The organism is Shewanella spartinae (assembly GCF_019457555.1).
Classification (GTDB): Bacteria; Pseudomonadota; Gammaproteobacteria; order Enterobacterales; family Shewanellaceae; genus Shewanella; species Shewanella loihica.
On record NZ_CP080418.1, the window covers coordinates 2613498 to 2633071 of the forward strand.

Annotated in this window: 13 protein-coding genes; 4 read left to right on the forward strand and 9 right to left on the reverse strand. The window is 51.8% G+C overall.

From position 1 onward, the window contains the following. Positions 1–356: 356 nt before the first annotated feature. The gene (locus tag K0I31_RS11575) at positions 357–2519 is read left to right on the forward strand and encodes a M3 family metallopeptidase (protein ID WP_220078478.1); all 2163 of its coding nucleotides are present in this window, start codon (positions 357–359) and stop codon (positions 2517–2519) included. Between the two features lie 116 nt (positions 2520–2635). Here K0I31_RS11575 and lpxM read toward each other — a convergent pair whose 3' ends face one another. The 4 genes from lpxM to pheS form a co-directional block, all read right to left on the reverse strand. Then, complete coding sequence (lpxM, locus tag K0I31_RS11580; RefSeq protein ID WP_220060570.1) at positions 2636–3571, reverse strand: lauroyl-Kdo(2)-lipid IV(A) myristoyltransferase; 936 nt, start codon at positions 3569–3571, stop codon at positions 2636–2638. Between the two features lie 120 nt (positions 3572–3691). Continuing rightward, positions 3692–3988 carry an integration host factor subunit alpha gene (gene ihfA, locus K0I31_RS11585; protein ID WP_011866012.1) on the reverse strand — a complete coding sequence of 99 codons (297 nt, stop codon included), beginning with the start codon at positions 3986–3988 and terminating at the stop codon, positions 3692–3694. 4 nt (positions 3989–3992) lie between these two features. Further along, complete coding sequence (gene pheT, locus K0I31_RS11590; RefSeq protein ID WP_220078479.1) at positions 3993–6380, reverse strand: phenylalanine--tRNA ligase subunit beta; 2388 nt, start codon at positions 6378–6380, stop codon at positions 3993–3995. 15 nt (positions 6381–6395) lie between these two features. Then, positions 6396–7379 (reverse strand): phenylalanine--tRNA ligase subunit alpha, encoded by a 984-nt coding sequence (gene pheS / locus K0I31_RS11595; RefSeq protein ID WP_041407220.1) that lies wholly within the window; start codon positions 7377–7379, stop codon positions 6396–6398. 392 nt (positions 7380–7771) lie between these two features. Here pheS and K0I31_RS11600 point away from each other — a divergent pair, with 392 nt between their 5' ends. Continuing rightward, on the forward strand, positions 7772–9274 hold the full coding sequence (locus tag K0I31_RS11600; RefSeq protein WP_220078480.1) for a methyl-accepting chemotaxis protein: 1503 nt from the start codon (positions 7772–7774) through the stop codon (positions 9272–9274). 129 nt (positions 9275–9403) lie between these two features. Then, the gene (locus K0I31_RS11605; RefSeq protein ID WP_220078481.1) at positions 9404–12043 is read left to right on the forward strand and encodes a PAS domain-containing protein; all 2640 of its coding nucleotides are present in this window, start codon (positions 9404–9406) and stop codon (positions 12041–12043) included. Between the two features lie 58 nt (positions 12044–12101). On the opposite strand, the gene K0I31_RS11610 is transcribed toward K0I31_RS11605, so the two are convergent. From K0I31_RS11610 to topA, 5 genes are all read right to left on the reverse strand, one after another. After that, positions 12102–12956 (reverse strand): putative ATP-dependent zinc protease, encoded by an 855-nt coding sequence (locus K0I31_RS11610; RefSeq protein WP_258406649.1) that lies wholly within the window; start codon positions 12954–12956, stop codon positions 12102–12104. 130 nt (positions 12957–13086) lie between these two features. After that, on the reverse strand, positions 13087–13461 hold the full coding sequence (locus K0I31_RS11615; RefSeq protein ID WP_220060566.1) for a SpoIIAA family protein: 375 nt from the start codon (positions 13459–13461) through the stop codon (positions 13087–13089). A 404-nt stretch (positions 13462–13865) separates the two neighbouring features. Next, positions 13866–14216, reverse strand: a complete 351-nt coding sequence (locus K0I31_RS11620; protein ID WP_011866020.1) for a DUF3802 family protein — start codon at positions 14214–14216, stop codon at positions 13866–13868. 119 nt (positions 14217–14335) lie between these two features. Then, the gene (locus K0I31_RS11625) at positions 14336–14911 is read right to left on the reverse strand and encodes a YceI family protein (protein WP_258406483.1); all 576 of its coding nucleotides are present in this window, start codon (positions 14909–14911) and stop codon (positions 14336–14338) included. A 187-nt stretch (positions 14912–15098) separates the two neighbouring features. Next, positions 15099–17747, reverse strand: a complete 2649-nt coding sequence (topA, locus tag K0I31_RS11630) for a type I DNA topoisomerase (RefSeq protein WP_220078484.1) — start codon at positions 17745–17747, stop codon at positions 15099–15101. Positions 17748–18105: 358 nt separating this feature from the next. On the opposite strand from topA, the gene astB reads away from it, so the two are divergent. After that, positions 18106–19443, forward strand: coding sequence for an N-succinylarginine dihydrolase (astB, locus tag K0I31_RS11635; protein WP_220078485.1), 1338 nt, complete (start codon positions 18106–18108; stop codon positions 19441–19443). Positions 19444–19574: the final 131 nt, after the last annotated feature.

Sequence of the window (19574 nt, forward strand, 5' to 3'; positions counted from 1 at the left end):
TAAAGAAACCCAACAAGTCTCAATCCATTCAGGCCTGGATATTGGAGGGGAATAAAACCTGCAACTCGTCTCTAAAGCACCGCTTGCCTCAACTTTATAAAAGGTAAGGCAACGAAAATGAACATTAACTAACGAGAGACAAACAAGATAGGATCTGGCAACTCAAACCGCAGTTAAAAAACCAGTTGTAAAGATTGCCTTAATATTTTCTCACAACTTTATTAATCCAATCTTAAACTTTTGATTTGCCGCGCCCCTGCCCGGCTTGATAAGGTATGGCGGCAATCACATCTTTAGCGCCCCCATGCCTGTTAGGCAGTAAAAAAACGATTGGGCGCCAGCAACAGGGAGAACCCATGCGTAAGTCTATCCTCACCACGGCTATCTTAGCCGGTCTATATCTCACTGGCTGTACACCAGCGAGTCAGGAAGCAAGCAATACAGAAGTAGCAAGTACCGAAGCGGCGAAGCCCGCCGTACAGGAGAGTGAAGGCCAAATCAATGCCAGCAACGTACTGCTCAAGAAGAGCGTGCTACAGTATCAGGCGCCTGAGTTTGATAAGATCACCTTCGACGATTATGCACCAGCATTCACCCAAGGGATCATAGAGCACGATAAAGAGATCCAGGCGATCATCGACAATCAGGCCGCCCCAGATTTTGACAACACCATAGTCGCCATGGAAAAGTCTGGCAGCCTGCTTACCCGCGTGGCCAAAACCTTCTTTAACCTGGCCAGCGTTAACTCTAACAGCCAGGTACAAACCCTGGAAGCCGAGCTAGCACCTAAGCTGTCTGCGCACTGGGACAACATCTTCTTAAACCCTGAGCTGTTTGCCCGCGTCGAGAGCGTCTACAAGAGCCGCGACAGCCTGAGCGCCGAAGATAAACACTTGGTCGAGTATTACTACCTGGCATTCGAGCGCGCCGGTGCCAAGCTATCTGACGCAGATAAAGAGAAGATGCGCGATCTCAACGGTCAGCTCGCCAGCCTAACCACAGAGTTTTCTAAGAACGTTCTAGATTCATTTAAGAACGAGGTGATCATAGTTAAAGACAAGGCAGAGCTCGACGGCCTATCTGACGCCGAAATCGCTACCCTCGCCCAGGCCGCAAAGGATGCAGGCAAAGAGGGATACCTGATCACCCTTGTGAACACCACTCGCCAACCTATCCTCTCCAGCCTAAACAATCGCGAGCTAAGAGAGAAAGTGTGGAAGACCTCGGCAAACCGCGCCATGGCGCTTAACGGCCCGAATATCGTCAAGCAGTCACACCTGCACGCCGAAAAGGCGGCGCTACTTGGCTATGACTCTTGGGCAGCCTACACGGTAGCCGATCAGATGGCCAAGACACCGACGGCCGTATATGAGATCTTAGATGACCTAGCACCTAAGGCCGTGGCCAAGGCCAAGCTAGAGGCGGCGGACATACAGGCGCAGATTAAGGCATCGGGTCAAGACTTCGAACTGGCACCTTGGGACTGGGCCTATTACAGTGAGAAGGTTCGTAAAGCCAAGTACGACCTGGATCAGAGCCAAGTCACGCCTTATTTCGAGTTTAACCGCGTCCTCAACGACGGTCTCTTCTTCGCCATGGAAAAACTCTACGGCATCACGGTCAAGCCGCGCAAAGATCTGCCTGTATGGAACCCGGATGTGCTCGCCTATGAGATCTTTAACAAAGACAAGAGCTCTATCGGCATCTTCTATCTGGACCCTTACGCCAGAGAAGGTAAGAACGGCGGCGCCTGGATGGATGAGTTTGTGACCCAGAGCGGCCTGCTAGGCACTAAGCCTGTGGTCTACAACGCGCTGAACATTCCAAAGCCAGCCTCAGGCCCAACCCTGATGACCTATGATGAAGTGAGCACCATGTTCCACGAGTTTGGTCACGCTGTGCATGGTCTCTTCTCTCAGGTGAAATACCCAAGTGTGGCGGGTACGGCTACCCCGAGAGACTTCGTCGAGTTCCCATCACAGGCCAACGAAGACTGGTCGATCGATCCCGAAGTCCTGGCCAACTACGCCAAGCACTATCAGACTGGCGAGCCTATCCCTGCCGAGCTGCTGAAGAAGGTCTTGGCGGCGAGCAAGTTTGGACAAGGCTTCGATACTACAGAGTATCTGGCGGCGGCCATCCTGGACATGGAGTGGCACTCAATTGGTGTCGATGCCAAGATCGACGACGTGGCTAAGTTTGAGCAGCAGGCACTGGCGAAACACGGCATCGACTTTGCGCCTATCCCACCACGCTACAAGTCAACCTACTTTAGCCATGCATTCGCCGGCGGTTATTCGGCGGGCTACTACGCCTACCTGTGGACCGAGGTCTTTGCGGCAGACGCCTTCGACTTTATGAGCCACAACGGCGGCCTGTCACTGGAGAACGGTAACAAGTTCCGCGACAACGTGCTGTCTAAAGGTAACAGTGAAGATCTGATGCAAGACTACATCAAGTTCACCGGCAGAAAGCCAACCGTGGATGCCCTGCTAAAACACAGAGGCCTAACGGAATAAGTCTGAATTTCAGGCATTAAAAAGCGGCTCATAGAGCCGCTTTTTTTATCACTATCTACTTCAGCGTAATCGTATCCCTAACTCTAACGCTAACCGCAAAGCGCTAACTTTAAAAGCTAGTAGATAGAGGCTTCGCCCGGCGGACGGGTACGCAGCAGTTTAAGGAACCACATATATTGCTCAGGATAGGCGTTAATCACCTGCTCCACCGCGCGGTTTAATGCTAAGGCCTCATTCTCCTTACCCTGCATCTCCTCGGGTGAGATGGGCGGCAGTACCGTCAGCAGATACTGACGCTTTTGCTGATCATAGCCAATCTTCACCGGCATCACCTGGGCATTACCGGCCGAGGCCAGACGCCCTACCACAGGCAGAGTAGCCTTAACCGTGCCAAGAAATGGCGCAAAGACACTCTTCTCTGGGCCTAGGTCTTCATCTGGCAGATAGAAGAAGCTGTTATCGTTTTTCAGCTCAGATAGGAGCGCACGAATACCCGCCTCGCGCATATAGACGTTGCCGCCCTTGGAGCTACGCATGCGGTTATTGAACCAGTCAAACAGCTTGTTACGATGGGCCTTGGCCATGGTCACCATGGGCAGCTCCAGGTTCAACCTGAGCCCGGCATATTCTATGCCCCATACATGGGGCATGATGAAGATCACCGGCTGACCTGCATCACGGGCGCGCTGCACATGCTCGAAGCCTTCAAGCTGAACCCGGCGACGCAGATTAGCATCTGAGCGCAGCAGCAACTCTGACTGCGCCAACAGGATCAACACGAAATTCTCGATATTCTCATCGAGTAGCTTATCGATTTCGACCTTGGATTTATCCGGGAAACAGGTCTCCAGGTTCGCCCTGGCCACCCTGAGAGGCTTCTTGGCGATCTTCTTCACCAGACGCGCGAGCAGGCGCGCTATCGGATCCCTTAGCCAGGCGGGCATCAGGCCGAAAAACACCAGCAGCCCTATGGCAAACCAGGTGGGCCAATGCTTAGGATGTAATAACTCGGCGCGAAAGCGGCGATCGAAATACTTAGGTTTTCTAGACAAGAGTACAACCTCTTACTCATCCAGCGCCTGTGACCACACAGGCATAAACAACAGATAACCAGTTCAGAAGAAACAGAAAAAGCCACTCAAGGAGTGGCCTTCTCTATGCGTTAAGTCGGATTATTTACCGGCGTTAGCCTCTTCAACACGACTCTTAAGTTTCTGTCCTGGACGGAAAGTCACCACGCGGCGAGCAGAAATCGGGATATCCTCGCCTGTTTTAGGGTTGCGACCCGGTCTTTGATTTTTGTCCCTTAGGTCAAAGTTGCCAAAGCCAGATAACTTGACCTGCTCACCGTTCTCGAGGGCTTGACGAATTTCTTCGAAAAATGCCTCAACCATCTCTTTCGCAACTCGCTTGTTAATGCCAAGCGTTTCAAAAAGATGTTCTGCCATTTCGGCTTTGGTAAGTGCCATACTTTTAATCCCTCAACAATGCGTTGAACTCGGTCTTGAGTTCAGAAACTACCTTTTCTACCATTTCAGCAATTTCTTTCTCTTCAAGTGTACGAGCGTTGTCTTGTAGTGTAAGTGCAATCGCCAGACTCTTTTTACCTGGTTCAACACCTTTACCTTGGTATACATCGAACAAGTTTAAGCCAACCAACTGATTTTCGCCAACTTTTCTTATCAAATTTACAACATTTCCTGCCGAGACATCTTCATCAACCAAGATGGCAATGTCACGTCGGTTTGCTGGAAACTTAGACACAGTCTGGGCTTGCGGCAAACTTGCGTGCAATAAGGCATCTAATTCGAGCTCGAATACGATGGTTTTACCATTTAAGCCGAAGGGCTTTTCCAGGCTCGGATGGACGGCACCAATGACACCAATCACACGATCATTTCTTAAGATTTCAGCACATTGCCCCGGATGAAGCGCCGGATGAGATGCTTTTTTAAAAGTAAATTCATCCTCTGAAACTGTCAAGCCGATAATGGCTTCCAGATCGCCCTTAAGGTCGAAAAAGTCTACAGTTTTTGATTCCATCGACCAATGTTCGTCATTTTGGTTACCGGCAATGACGGCACCTAGCATAGCCTCTTGACGCACACCCGATTCGGCGTTGGCATCTGGCACGAAACGCAGACCCGTTTCAAACAGGCGAACACGGTTTTGCTGACGGCTCTGGTTGTAGCCCACGGCAGTCAACAGACCGGTGAACATAGACAAACGCATGGCCGACATCTCTACCGAGATAGGATTCGGTAGCACCATAGCATCGACGCCCGGATGCACCAGCTGCTGCAGCTTAGGATCGACGAAACTGTAGGTCACGGCTTCCTGGAAGCCACGGGCCACCATCATGGCGCGCACGCGCTTAAGGTCGATATCCGACTCATTGTGTAGAGGCATGCTCAGGGCCGCCACAGGCGCAACATTCGGAATATTGTTGTAGCCATAGATGCGGGCAACCTCTTCGATAAGATCTTCTTCGATCGCCATATCGAAACGGTAAGTCGCAGTAACAACCTGCCAGTTGTCATCCACACGTGACACGCCAAAGCCAAGGCGCTCAAGGATCTCGGTGACATCGGCATCTGCAATATGATGGCCGAGCACGCGATCTAGCTTGCTGCGACGCAGCAGTATGTTAGCAGCCTGAGGCAGATGCTCGTCGGCCTTAGACTCAACCACAGGGCCGGCTTCGCCGCCACAGATCTCAAGCACCAGACGGGTCGCTCGGTCGATCACCTTATGTTGTAGCTCAGGGTCGACGCCACGCTCGAAGCGGTGTGACGAGTCTGTGTGCAGGCCAAGACGACGTGATTTACCCATGATCGCCAGCGGCGCAAAGAAGGCGCACTCCAACAGGATATCTTGGGTCTCACCGGTCACACCCGAGTACTCGCCACCGAACACACCGGCCAAGGCCAGAGGTTGGCTGTTATCGGCGATAACCAGGGTATCGTTTGGTACGGTAATTTCGTTGCCATCGAGAAGAGTCAGCTTCTCCTCACCATCACCCAGACGGATCTGGATCTTGCCGTCGATTTTCGCCAAGTCGAAGGCGTGCATCGGCTGACCGAACTCGATCAACACATAGTTGGTGATGTCGACGATAGGATCGATAGCGCGAATGCCGCTGCGACGCAGTTTTTCCTGCATCCAGAGTGGCGACTGCGCCTTAACGTTAACGTTTTTCACCACACGACCCAGGTAGCGTGGACAGGCGTTAGGCGCCTGATTGTCGATCTCGATAGCATCTTCGATGCTAGGGGTGACCGCTTCCCATGTCGGGGCAACAACCGCTTGACGGTTAAGCACACCCACTTCGCGGGCGAGACCCACCATACCGAGACAGTCGGCGCGGTTAGCGGTCAGATCGACATCGATCACCGCATCATTAAGGTCCAGATACTCACGTACGTCCTGACCGATAGGCGCATCGAGCGGCAGCTCGATTATGCCATCGCTCTCGATGTCGATACCCAGCTCGCCATAGGAGCAGAGCATGCCAAATGATGGCTGACCGCGTAGCTTGGCCTTCTTGATCTTAAAGTCGCCCGGTAAGACGGCGCCCACCATAGCCACGGCCACTTTCAGGCCCAGACGGCAGTTTGGCGCGCCGCAGACGATATCGATCAATTCATCCTGACCGACATTAATCTTAGTGACACGTAGCTTGTCGGCGTCTGGGTGCTGGCCACATTCGACCACCTCACCTACGATAACGCCTGAAAAATCACCGGCTACCGGATCGACACCGTCGACTTCCAGGCCCGCCATGGTGATCTGATGTGACAAGTCGTCACGGCTAATACTTGGATTGACCCACTCACGAAGCCAAGACTCACTGAATTTCATTATTTACTCGCTCCGTTATTTGAATTGCTTAAGAAAACGTAGGTCGTTTTCGAAGAAAGAACGCAGGTCATTAACCCCATAACGCAACATAGAGAGACGCTCTACCCCCATACCGAAGGCGAAACCTTGGTACTTCTCGGGATCGATGCCAACACTGCGCAGGACATTAGGGTGAACCATGCCGCAACCCAAGACTTCTAACCACTTGCCGTTTTTACCCATTACATCCACTTCGGCTGAAGGCTCTGTAAATGGGAAGTAAGAGGGACGGAAGCGTACTTGTAGATCTTCTTCGAAGAAGTTACGCAGGAAATCATGCAAGATCCCTTTCAACTCCGCGAAGTTAACATTTTCATCGACAAACAGACCTTCCACCTGATGGAACATAGGCGTGTGAGTCTGGTCATAGTCGTTACGGTAAACGCGGCCCGGAGAGATGATACGCAGCGGCGGCTTTTCCGTTTCCATGGTGCGGATCTGCACGCCCGAGGTTTGGGTACGCAGCATCAGCTTAGGATTAAAGTAGAAGGTATCGTGATCGGCACGTGCCGGATGATGCTCAGAAATGTTGAGCGCATCGAAGTTATGGAAATCGTCCTCGATCTCTGGCCCCTGCTTTACGCTGAATCCCAGCTCACCAAAGAAGGTTTCGATACGTTCGATGGTACGGGTCACAGGATGCAGGCCACCATTGTCGATGCGACGTCCAGGTAGGGTCACGTCGATACTTTCGGCGCTCAGCTTAGCTTCGAGCTCCTGAGCCTTTAAGCCTTCGATACGCTCAGACAGCTTTTGCTGTACCGCTTGCTTCGCCTGGTTGACCGCCTGACCGAAGGCCGGCTTCTCCTCTGGACTCAGCTTACCCATCATCTTCATCATGTCGGTGATCTTACCCTTCTTACCCAGGTAATCGACACGAAGGTCATCGAGGGCTTTCAGATCATCTGTCCCTTCGATTGCCTGTAAGGCCTGTTCTACGATTTCTGTTAACTCTGACATCATCTCTTCCAGTACGCCCGCCCTCACGCTGAGAGCCAAGACTTTCTATATGCTGACTATTTAATCTTTACGAAAATAGAAAAAGAGACAAATTTTACGTGACCATAAGACGTTTGACTAGGGCTTATTTGGTATTTTTCTAACGAAATCCGTGAGAAAAGGCCAAGCTGACTAAGCATCAAACTCAGATAGGCTAAAAAGCCATCCCAAAATGTAATTTTGATTCGCCGCGATCACAGCAAGCATGTACACTTGAGCCGTACCTTATTTAACAATAACGATAAAATCCCAGTACAAATAAACAACAAACAAACGCCCTGGGGCAAAATTCTCGTTAAGTAATCACTTTGCGATCCGATAACGAGATCATCCCCAGGCGGCAGAGAAAAGCTATGAGAGAAGTAAAGTTTCGATGGATAGATCAGTATCTTATCCATATGACCCTGAAAACCAAATTTACCATTCTGGCCATCATCCCCATCATCACCCTAATGGGGCTTTCCTATATCCTCTATGGGCAGTTCAATAGCCAGATTAAGCAGAGTCACCAACAGAGTGCCTTGGCAGATGCCCAGAAGATGGTCGAGCTTATCGACCTGAGCCTTAAGTACGTGCCAAATGACAAGGCGGCGAGCTTTAAGCAGGAACTGGTCAGTGCCGGCTTTGCCGATAACCCATCGTCCCTCAACGCCAAGGCGAGCCGTCTAGTACAGGCAGGTGGTGGCACCTTAATGCAGGGGGACAGCCTGACAGCACATAGCCGCGCCTCAAGCGCCAACCTGGTAGCCAAGACAGAGGTGACAGATCTCGACCAGGTACTCAGCTCGGCTCAGAGCGTGGTCATCATCAGCCTGGTGGCACTTATCTTTGTTATCCTGCTAAGCAGCTACTATATCTCCACCTTCGTCGGCGGCGCCCTCTACACCAACGTGATGGCACTTAAACGCGCGGCCGATGGCGATCTCACCGGACGACTGAACTTCTTCGAGGTGAAAGATGAGTTCAGCATCCTGGCGGTGAGCATAGACACACTCGTCGAGCGTCAGCATCAGCTGGTGAGCCGCATGACCCAGGCCAGCAGCCAGATCCGCACCGTAGTGCAGGCCTTCAGACAAACGGCTCAAGAGGGACAAACCCTGGCCGCCGAGCAGCGTCAGCATCTGGATTCACTGGCCACGGCCATGGAGGAGATGACCGCCGCGGTGAAAGAGGTGGCCCGCAACGCAGAGCAATCTTCTAACGAGACCCAAGAGGCCAACCAACAGGTTGAGGCGGGCTCGAAAGATATCGCCATCACGGTCGAGGCGATTGGCGATCTTGCCAACGAAATTGGCGACGCCTCGACGGCGGTGAATACCCTGAACGACAACGCCGCCAAGATCGACGAGGTGGTCACCACCATCAACGCCATCTCAGAGCAGACCAACCTATTGGCGCTCAACGCCGCCATCGAAGCAGCCCGCGCCGGTGAACAGGGTCGCGGCTTTGCCGTGGTCGCCGATGAGGTCAGAACCCTAGCGGGACGCACCCAGGCCGCAACGGTCGAGATCAAGTCGATGATCGAGGCCTTGCAGACAGGCTCTCAGGCGCTCACCCAGGTGATGAAACGCACGGTCGAGAAGGCCCAGGACGGCAAGCAGCATGTGCTGGAGACAGGTGAGGATCTCAAGGCCATCGCCCATCACAGCGAGCGGGTATACGAGATGAGCGTGCTGATCGCCACCTCGGCCGAGGAGCAATCGGCGGTCGCCAACGAGATCGCCACCAACCTGATGGAGATCCGCAATCAGTCTCATGACGTGGAACAGTCCGCCAACCAGTCTGTCTCAGGCTGCGACGAACTGCACGCCACCGCCGAGCAGTTGGATCAGCTATTGGTTGGACTGAAAGTCTAGTCACTAATGTTCTAGTCACTAAAAGCTAGTCACTTTAACGGCTTAGGGAGGCAACTCGTCACCCTAAGCCGACTTCATAAGAGTTTAATCCTGTCGCATTTTGATTTAATCTTGAGCTATCACTAATGCATGAATGGATCACAAGCCCCTATGGTCGCCAATGAGAAAGACGAGGCCGGCTCATTAAACACCCAGTGGAAAAACAGCCTTACCTTTAAATTCACCATAGTCCAATTTGTGGTCGCGGTCCTGATCATCGCCTCAAGCATCTGGTTGATCTTCTCAACCGAGAAGAAACATCACATGGACACCCAGCTCTCGCTGAGCCAGAACTATGGCCTGGCGGTCATAGAACAGCTGCAACAGGTCACCTCCAAAATCGAGACACTAGCGAACACCATAGGCATAGTGGGCGAAACCTATCGTGGTCAGGATGAGGTGGTCAAAGAACTGATCCCTTCCCTGCTGGATATTGGCGAGCGCCATCAGCTGATCGCTGGCGGCGGGATCTGGCCCGAGCCCGGCATGTTTGGTAAACAGAAGACGCGTAACAGCTTCTTCTGGGCGCGGGACAAGCATGATGAGTTTCAATACCTGGACAACTACAACAGCGCCGAAGGCCCAGGTTATCATCAGGCCTTCTGGTACCTGCCGGCGAAATATTTCCAAGATGGCCATACCCATTGGTCTAAATCCTATGTCGACCCCTACACCAAGGAGGTGATGATCACCGCCTCTGTGCCCATGCGCGCCAACCACAGCTTCATCGGTGTGGCCACGGTCGACATCGCCCTGCGCGGCCTGGATAAGCGCTTTAATTTTTCCGACCAGAACCCCCTCTCTAAGGGATATATACTGGCGCTGGACAGCTACAACAATCTGCTGGCAGATCCTTTCGACGAGTCTGATAAACAGCAGACCGCCATGCTCGGCCAGCCGCTCTCTAGACTTATTCAGCGCTACCCGCAGCTCGCCCCCATCGCCAAACGCATAGAGACGATGGACCAGACCTTTAGTCAGCAGATAATGACCAGCCCGGCCTATCGCCCCGAACAGCTCGAGAAAGTGCTCGTACAGACGCCTAGAGAGGAGCGAGAGCGCTTAACCACACTCATCAATGCCTCTATCAGGGGAAGCCATGGCAAGACGCCTATAGTGACCCTGGAGCTAAGTAGCGATCCCCTGTTTAACGAGCCCGTGCTGGTGTCGATCCTCACCATGGCCCAGACCCAGTGGAAGATCATCTTAGTAACGCCGCTGTCGAGCCTCGCATCCCAGGCCAACGCCATCGCGCTGAAGATAGGCGCGTTTCTGTTGCTGGCGCAGCTCATCGCCCTGCTCATTCTGTTTATCTTTCAGCACAAGCTCTTTATCCGGCCAATCTTTCAGATCGTCTCGGCGCTGCAAAGCGGTAACCTGGGCAGGCTGGAGCTAGATGCCAACAAGCGCCACGACGAGGTTGGCCAACTGGCCAAGGCCTTTATCGCCCGCAGCAATCAGCTGGAGATCGCCTATGCAAGTCTAGATGCCAGCAACCTAGCGCTGGAGCAGCAACTGGCGATGCAACAACTGGCGCAGCAGGAACTGGAGAATAAGAAGGAGTTGATCAACTCCCTGCTCAACGCCTCGCAAAACCTCATCTGCATCAAGGATACCCACGGCAGTTACTCCTTGGTCAACGACAAGTTCTGCGAGGTGATGGGCATAGAGCGAGCCCGGGTCATCGGCATGCGCGACAGCGACCTCTATCCGGCGCATATTGCCGAGATCATCAATCATCACGACCATATCATCTTAGATAGCGATCAAGCCCAGAGCTTCGAGCAGCCCATGCCGACGGTACACGGCGAGCGTATCTACCTGATCACTAAGTACCCGATCAAAGACAAGGATGGCAACATCATCGCCCTGGGGGCCATGGCAGTGGATATCAGCAGCCTCAAGGCCAAGCAGGCAGAGCTGGAGCAAACCATCAAGCTACAAGGGGCAAGAAACACAGAGCTAAAACAGGCCTTAGATGCCAAGCCACAAGCCGTGGTAAAAGAAGGGATAGATCCCAAGGGGCTGGCGCAGCTTAAACAGATAGAGCTGGCCCAGCAGGCTATCTTGCCTCAAGTAGTTCATCAGTTACTCCGCCAGGAGCTGCAAGCGCTAGAGCAGATCTTTATCATGCTGCGTCAGTTAGATGCAGCCGATATCGAAGAGCCTCAGCTTGCCAAATTTACCGAGGCCCTGACTTCCCAGATAGATATCATACGTCATGGTCAATCCTTGATCAGCGCAGACATCACAGATGTTCGCGCCACTGTAGCAGACCTCTTCTTGCAAGACCTGGTGGCCATGTTAAGGCCTCAACTCGAGGCCAAGGGCGTAGCGGTGGAGATAGACTGTCCCCATCACCTGACACTGCCCATCTCACCCTGGCATTTTCTGGTGCTCTGCCACAGATTGCTCGGCAACAGCCTACAACATGCGTTTCCCGACGGTCAGGCGCTCAATCGACCGAAACAGCTGCGCATAGGTATTCGCTATCAAGAGGGTGTACTCACGCTGACCCTGAGAGACAACGGCCTAGGAATTGGCCAAGCTCGGCTGGAGAAACTCATTCAAGCACTTGACAGCAATAGCAATAGTAGTGGCAAGGGACAAGGCTCCCTCATCCATATCAATCAGTGGCTCAAGGCCCACTTCAACGGCAGACTCACAGTCGCCAGTCAGAGCGCGCAGTTTACCGAGCTGGTATGCGAGTTACATCTCGATATGGCATAAAAAATCCCCGGAGGTGGCCACTTCCGGGGACGCTATTTTGTCTGCCGTGTCTAACGGGTTACTTCGCGACGTCGACCAGGTAGTGGCCCTGCAACCAGTTACGGCCAATCAAAAGCTTGTTGGACATCTTAGTACGGTCTCTCAGGTTCACCTTGACCTTATACTCCCTGCCCGGCTCGCCCACATTGAGTTCCACCATGTAGCGCACCTCACTGCCTTGGGCATTGCGAATAAGCGAGGTTTCGACGATACGGGCATGGACACGTTTTGTTTCACCTTTCTCGTTTTCCGTGGTGAAAGTGAGCATCTTACCGACATTCTGCTCCATATCTTCGACACCATTTTCCACCTTGAGATCCACCGCGTGTAGCGAGTTTTCTACCGCGCCGGTATCGATGCGGGTATCAAACAACAGGCCGGTTTCCAGGATGCTGATGGGGGCCCTGGCACCTATCACCCGCTTTTCAGACACATCCACCACATACTTGCCTTTTAGCCAGTTACGGCCGATCAGCAGCTTATAATCCATGTGACCTCTGTCTCTAAGGTTTACCTTGACCTTGCGGGTCTCACCGGCAAAACCGACATGCATCTCCACCATGTAACGTGTCTCAGTACCCTGAGAGTTGCTGACGGTAGAGGTTTTAACTATCTTGGCGCTCAAACGCTTACGCTCGCCGGCAACGTTTTCTGTGGTAAACCAGATGGTCTTACCCACATTGTCAGCCATCTTCTTGGCACTGCCCCCTTGGATCTCAAGGTCGAAGGCATGCAAGGAGGTATTACCTGCGCCGGTATCGATGCGGGCCTGATAGACGAGCCCGGCTTCATCGACCGTCATCATGGCCGTCTGGCCAATGACGGCTTTATCCTCGCCATAGGCTGGCGCCAGCAGAAATAGCGCCACTAACATTAATGCTTTGGTCAACGCTTTAGGGCTCAATGTTCTCAAGGTCAACATGCTCAAGGTCAACATTCTAATCATAAAAAATATCCTAAACCCAATGAAACGAAGCCGACTGAGTGTCGGCCTATCTACAATCTTATTCCGGCGAACTCTCACCCAGCCAGCGCAGCGCCTCATCCGCCGCTTGCCGGGCAAATACCTTCACCGGACAGGGCGCCATATAGGCCATCACTTTGGCAGTGTTGGCCACCCACTCACTATCTGTGATGATGGCCACTCTGGAAAAGTCCGTCAAATGAAAGAATCCTAATTTGGCATCATCCCACAAGGTTTCAACAGAAACCCCTTCAAATTCTTCACTAAATTCATACCAGAGCTTAATGGTTGAGTGATCTTGCAACTTGGTCTCTATCGCCGGAACCAGAGTCTGATCATAGTCGGCCCGAGAGAGCACGCCTCTGGCTTTGACCGCCACGGTATCATGATGAAATCCCGACAGTAGTTCTATCATCAACCACTCCTTTTGAACTAATAAACAAAATGATAGACGAAGAGACAAAATAGCGTACAGGTACAGACACAGTGCACCAGGTGCTCGCTGATGTTGGGTCCTAATCGTATGTACCTGTAATGGCGCACAAACTGCACTCCCAACCAGACCAAGATGAAGGGCACAAAGGGCAAGGAGATGACGAACGGAATGAACCCCCAGCCAAACGCCAAGGCGTTAGCACTAAAGATCTGAAAAATAACCCAAAACAACACGAGTACCGCATAGATAACAAAATGTTGTTTACTGATAGAGGTTGCAGACATGCACACAAACTTCCCAATTTCGCACTTATGCTAACAGTAGGAATAAAGACTGACATTCTCAAGCAGTGAGTTGTAAACACCTGTTTCGGATTGCAAAACCTAAGCTTGCATCTTGGCAATTTCTTGATCGAACAGATTTTTGATCAATCCCGAAAACTCGGTAATAAACAGGGTCTGCTCTTGGGTGGCATTGTGGTTTGCCACCTTGGCTAAGATCTCTTCTAAGTCATAGACGATGGCGTCGACTTCGCGGATCACCATGTTGCGTTCGGCAAAGGTTAAGGAAGGATTTTGGCCACACACCATGATGATCTGCGCCGCCAACTGCTCTTCAAACAACTCCATGACGGTGTCACCCGCTACCCCACCTGCTTCGGAGGCCTCAAACAGGCCTAGATGCTCGGTAAGATATTGTATTAGATGTATGTATCCGTCTTTATCAGTAACCATTTTTTACCCTAAACACACGACTTATATATGAGCATGGTATAGCCCATGCTCAATATCCAGTTTCTACCGCCATTATGATATAAATCGAGTATCCAATCTTGTTGTTAGTGCACGTTTTTCTATCGCATTAAGGTTAACACGAAAGAAACCGGTACTGCCTTGCTGATGGCTGGCAGACCGGCTATTTCTCTGAGCTTCTCAACCCCAGGTGTCAGGCCAAAGTCACCTGCATTGACTACCAGCGGCGCCTCACTGGCCACCATTAACTTATCATTGGCCACCTTGGCCACACTCACCATCACAGGTAGAGTCTGGGTCTTACCATGCAGACTCACCTTTGCATCGACACTCATCGACATTATGGTGCCGACGCTGGCCTTATCGATCGCCTGTCCGTCGAGGCTGGCACTTAATTCGACGCTCGGATACTGAGCGGTTTCAAACAATATCTCTTTCATGCGCTGGTCGCGGATCTCCACATTGGTGACCACACTGTTCAGGGGAATAGACAGGCTAAAGGCGCCGGCGTCGCTAAGCTTGCCCGAGACCTGGGTAAAGTGATGCACCTCTGCGATATCACCCTTCTTGATTGAGATAAAGTTAACCCGTGACCCCTGGTTACTCACCTGCCAATCGGCCGAATAGGCGTTTAAGCTTAAGATCCCAAGTCCTGCTGCCATGATCAGTGTTTTCATTTTACGCTCCATTTATAACCCTAAGTCCGTCGAAACCTCTGCGGTGAAACCCAGCTAGTTGAATGATTAGCAAGGTAATCTTATCTATATTAGCCTAATACAACAGATTATGAACCACTAATATTTATCCCAATAAAAAAGCCCTAACTCAGTTAGGGCTCTTCTTAGATAATTGACAGGATGTCAGTTAGGCTTTCTTCTTAGCCTTTGGCTTAGCCTTGGCTTCGCTGACCCACTTACCGCCGACAAACTTGGCCGTCCAACCGGTCGCCTTACCGTCGATTTCGGTTGCCACATACTGCTCCTTGGTCTTACGGCTAAAGCGCACAACTGCCTTATTACCGTCATCGTCCGTTACAGGGGCATCGGCCAGATATTGATACTTGGGCCATAAGAGCTCACGGTACTTCACCAGCTCTTCCACTAAAGGCGCGCGGGTTTCACGGGATTTAGGGAAGGTGCTCGCGGCCAGGAAGATGCCTGCGGCGCCGTCTCTTAGCACGAAATAGCCATCAGACTTGGTGCATTTCAGCTCTGGCAGGTGGATTGGATCTTCCTTTGGCGGAGCCACTTCACCATTTTTCAACAGTTTACGAGTATTCTTACACTCGCTGTTAGTACAGCCAAAATACTTACCAAAACGGCCATTCTTCAGCTCCATATCGTTGCCACAGCGATCGCATTCGATAATCGGCCCTTCGTAACCCTTGATCTTAAACTGCCCTTGCTCGACTTCGTAGCCGCCGCAGATAGGGTTGTTACCACACACATGCAGCTTGCGCTTCTCATCGATAAGATAGCTGTCCATCGCCGTGCCGCAAACATCACATCTGTGCTTGGCGCGCAGTGCATCGGTTTCGGCATCTTCGCTGTTTTCGCTGACGGCCTCTTCACCCGGCGTCAGGTTCATGGTCGTCTTACAGCGCTCTTTCGGCGGCAGAGCATAGCCTGAACAGCCCAAGAACACGCCGGTAGTACCGGTGCGAATCCCCATTGGGCGTCCACAAGTCGGACAGGCGATATCGGTCAGCACCATCTCGTTAGGGCGCATGCCGCCCTCTTCCGGCGGTAGCTCGGCCTTTTCAAGCTGAGCGGTCAAACCTTTATAGAAGTTATCCAACACCTTCTTCCACTCGAGCTGGCCCTGGGCCACGTTATCCAGGGTCTGCTCCATGCCGGCGGTGAAGTCGTAACTCATCAGCTCTTCGAAGCTGCCGATGAGGCTCTCGCTAACGATCTCACCCATCTTCTCGGCGTAGAAACGACGATTCTCGACCTTCACATAGCCACGGTCTTGAATGGTCGAGATGATGGTCGCATAGGTCGACGGACGACCGATGCCGCGCTTCTCGAGCTCTTTCACCAGCGATGCTTCGCTGTAACGCGCGGGTGGTTTAGTGAAATGCTGCTTAGGTAACAAATCTTCTAACGCCAGCACATCACCCTCGGCAACCATCGGCAGGGTGTTCTCTTCCTCATTTTTCTTCTTAAGCGCGGTCTGAACCCGAGTCCAACCGTCAAACTTAAGGGTACGGCCACTGGCCTTGAGTTCGTAATCCCCTGCGGTCACGGTCAAACGCGTAGCATCGTATTTCGCTGGGGTCATCTGACAGGCAACGAATTGGCGCCAGATCAACTCGTAGAGACGCTGGGCATCTCTTTCCATATCGCTAAGGCTGCTGGCACTGACGTTCACATCAGACGGACGAATCGCTTCGTGAGCCTCCTGGGCTCCCTCTTTGCTGCCATAACGGATCGGTGCATCGGGCAAGTACTTATCGCCATACTCCTTGCCGATCATGTCACGCACACTGTCGAGGGCTTCCTGACTCAGATTAGTCGAGTCCGTACGCATATAGGTGATATGACCCGCTTCATAGAGACGCTGAGCCATCATCATGGTCTTCTTCACCCCAAAGCCGAGACGGGTACTGGCCGCCTGCTGAAGGGTCGAGGTGATAAAGGGCGCCGATGGCTTGCTAGAAGTCGCTTTGACTTCACGGCTAGTGACCTGATACTTGCTGTCTTTTAGTGCGTTAACCGCCACCATGGCCTGAGCTTCGTTTACAGGGTTAAAGTTATCACCCTTAAACTTAGCCACCTGCATCTTGATCCCTTCGTTGCTCAAGGTCGTCAGCTCGGCATGAATGTCCCAGAATTCTTCTGGTACGAACGCCTTGATCTCGCCTTCACGCTCGACCACCAAACGCGTCGCTACCGATTGCACACGTCCTGCAGATAGGCCACGGGCCACTTTCTTCCACAACAAGGGTGACACCATGAAACCCACTACGCGGTCGAGAAAACGTCTCGCCTGCTGGGCATTAACCATATTGGTGTTGAGCTGCGACGGATGGCTGAACGCCTCTTGAATCGCGCTCTTAGTGATCTCGTTAAAGACCACGCGCTGATAGCGCTCTGGATCCCCACCAATCACTTCTTGAAGATGCCATGCAATTGCCTCCCCCTCTCTATCCAAATCGGTTGCGAGGAAGATATGATCTGCATTTTCAGCAAGTGACTGTAATTCTTTGACGACTTTCTCTTTGCCAGGCAAGGTTTGATACTTAGCCTTCCAGCCTCGCTCTGGATCGACGCCCATCCGCGCAACCAGGGCTTTCTTCGCTTTCTCTGCCTTATATTTAGCCTTCTCTTCGGGGGACATCTTGCGCACTTCGGCGGGCGATTTAGTCGACGAACTGGCGTCACTGGTGGATGAGGTAGGAAGATCACGGATGTGACCTACACTCGATTTTACGATGTAATCTTTGCCGAGATATTTGTTAATAGTCTTGGCTTTGGCCGGTGATTCGACAATAACTAGCGATTTACCCATAGAATGATCTGCGCCAAAAAGTCTCAAAATTCTGTAAATTGGCTCCATATATAGAGGGTTGTATCAATAGTTTCAAGCTAATCCCTGTTTTATTTGTTACGGCGAGCCAATTTTTAACCGTTTTTGAAAAAAATGTGAAAAATAATATTGCGTAATTAAAAACTAATATTTCATTATTCCCCAACTAGCAAGTAATACTTATGCATTTCTGAGCCAATATCACAGATAAGGCCCCATTCCCCTAGCTTGTTATGCCCCAAAGCTCAAGTATACTGGAGCACAAATTCAACGAATTACGGCGCCACCTCTACCCTGTGTTGACGCCCTATTAAAGCAATAATAACTTGAAGGATATGCAATGAAGCATTACGAAGCGAATTTTGATGGACTCGTCGGACCGACTCATAATTATGCGGGCCTGTCATACGGTAATGTGGCTTCTTTAAATAACGCCGCCGCAATATCCAGCCCTAAGGCGGCTGCGAAACAAGGCCTCAAGAAAGCCAAGGCCCTCGCCGATTTAGGCCTGACCCAAGGGATGCTTGCCCCTCAGGAGCGCCCAGATCTTCACACACTGCGTCGAATTGGCTTTTCTGGTACAGATGCCGAAGTACTAAATAAAGCCGCCAAACAGGCCCCTGCGCTCCTCAGAGCCTGCTGCAGCGCCTCGAGCATGTGGACAGCCAATGCAGCAACCGTCTCACCAAGCGCCGATACCCATGATGGCAAGATTCATTTCACCCCGGCAAACCTGGTAGACAAGCTCCATCGCAGCATAGAGCCTGTGACCACAGGTAACATACTGGCCGCCACCTTTAATAATTCGCGTTACTTCCATCACCATCAACACCTGCCTGAACACGTGAGCTTCGGCGACGAAGGTGCGGCTAACCATACGCGTCTTTGCAGCGAATACGGACATGCAGGTATCGAACTCTTCGTCTACGGCCAGGAAGCGACTAACCCTAACGCGCCAAAGCCAAAGAAATACCCGGCGAGACAGACACTCGAAGCCTCACAAGCCATCGCCCGTCTGCATCAACTCGATGATGAGAGCAGCGTCTTTATCCAGCAAAACCCAGATGTCATCGACCAAGGCGTGTTCCACAACGATGTGATTGCCGTGGGTAACCAGAATGTGCTCTTCTACCACGAGCAGGCCTTTGTCGATACGCAGAAGAAACTGGCCGAGATCCAAGGTAAGTTCAACAGTAAAGAGCTGCACTTTATTGAAGTCCCTACAGCCAAGGTGGGCATTCAGGATGCGGTAAAGAGCTACCTGTTTAACACCCAGATTGTCACCCTACCCAATGGTGAGATGGCAATTATTGCGCCGACAAACTGTCAGGAAAATGAGGCGGTATATGCCTACCTTAACGAACTCGTCACCTTGGGCACACCGATCAAGCAGGTGCACTATTTCGATGTGAAGCAGAGCATGCAAAATGGTGGTGGCCCCGCCTGTCTGCGCCTGCGCGTCGCCATGAACGAGACCGAGCTTGCTGCCGTCAACCCCAACACCTTGATGAATGATGAGCTGTTTAACAGGCTGAACCTCTGGGTAGAGAAACACTACCGTGATGAGCTCGCCATCGACGATCTCGCCGATCCACAGCTCATCGTCGAATCGCGCACCGCGCTGGACGAACTGACACAGATCATGAAGCTCGGCAGCGTGTATCAGTTCCAGAAATAGCTATTAACTACTAAGTTAAAACTGAAAAAGCCATCTGAAAAGATGGCTTTTTGTTTCTTTCGGAAAGGAATTGGCAACTACCAGTTGTTATTCATCAAATAGATAAAATCAACTCGATAAAAAAGACGCCC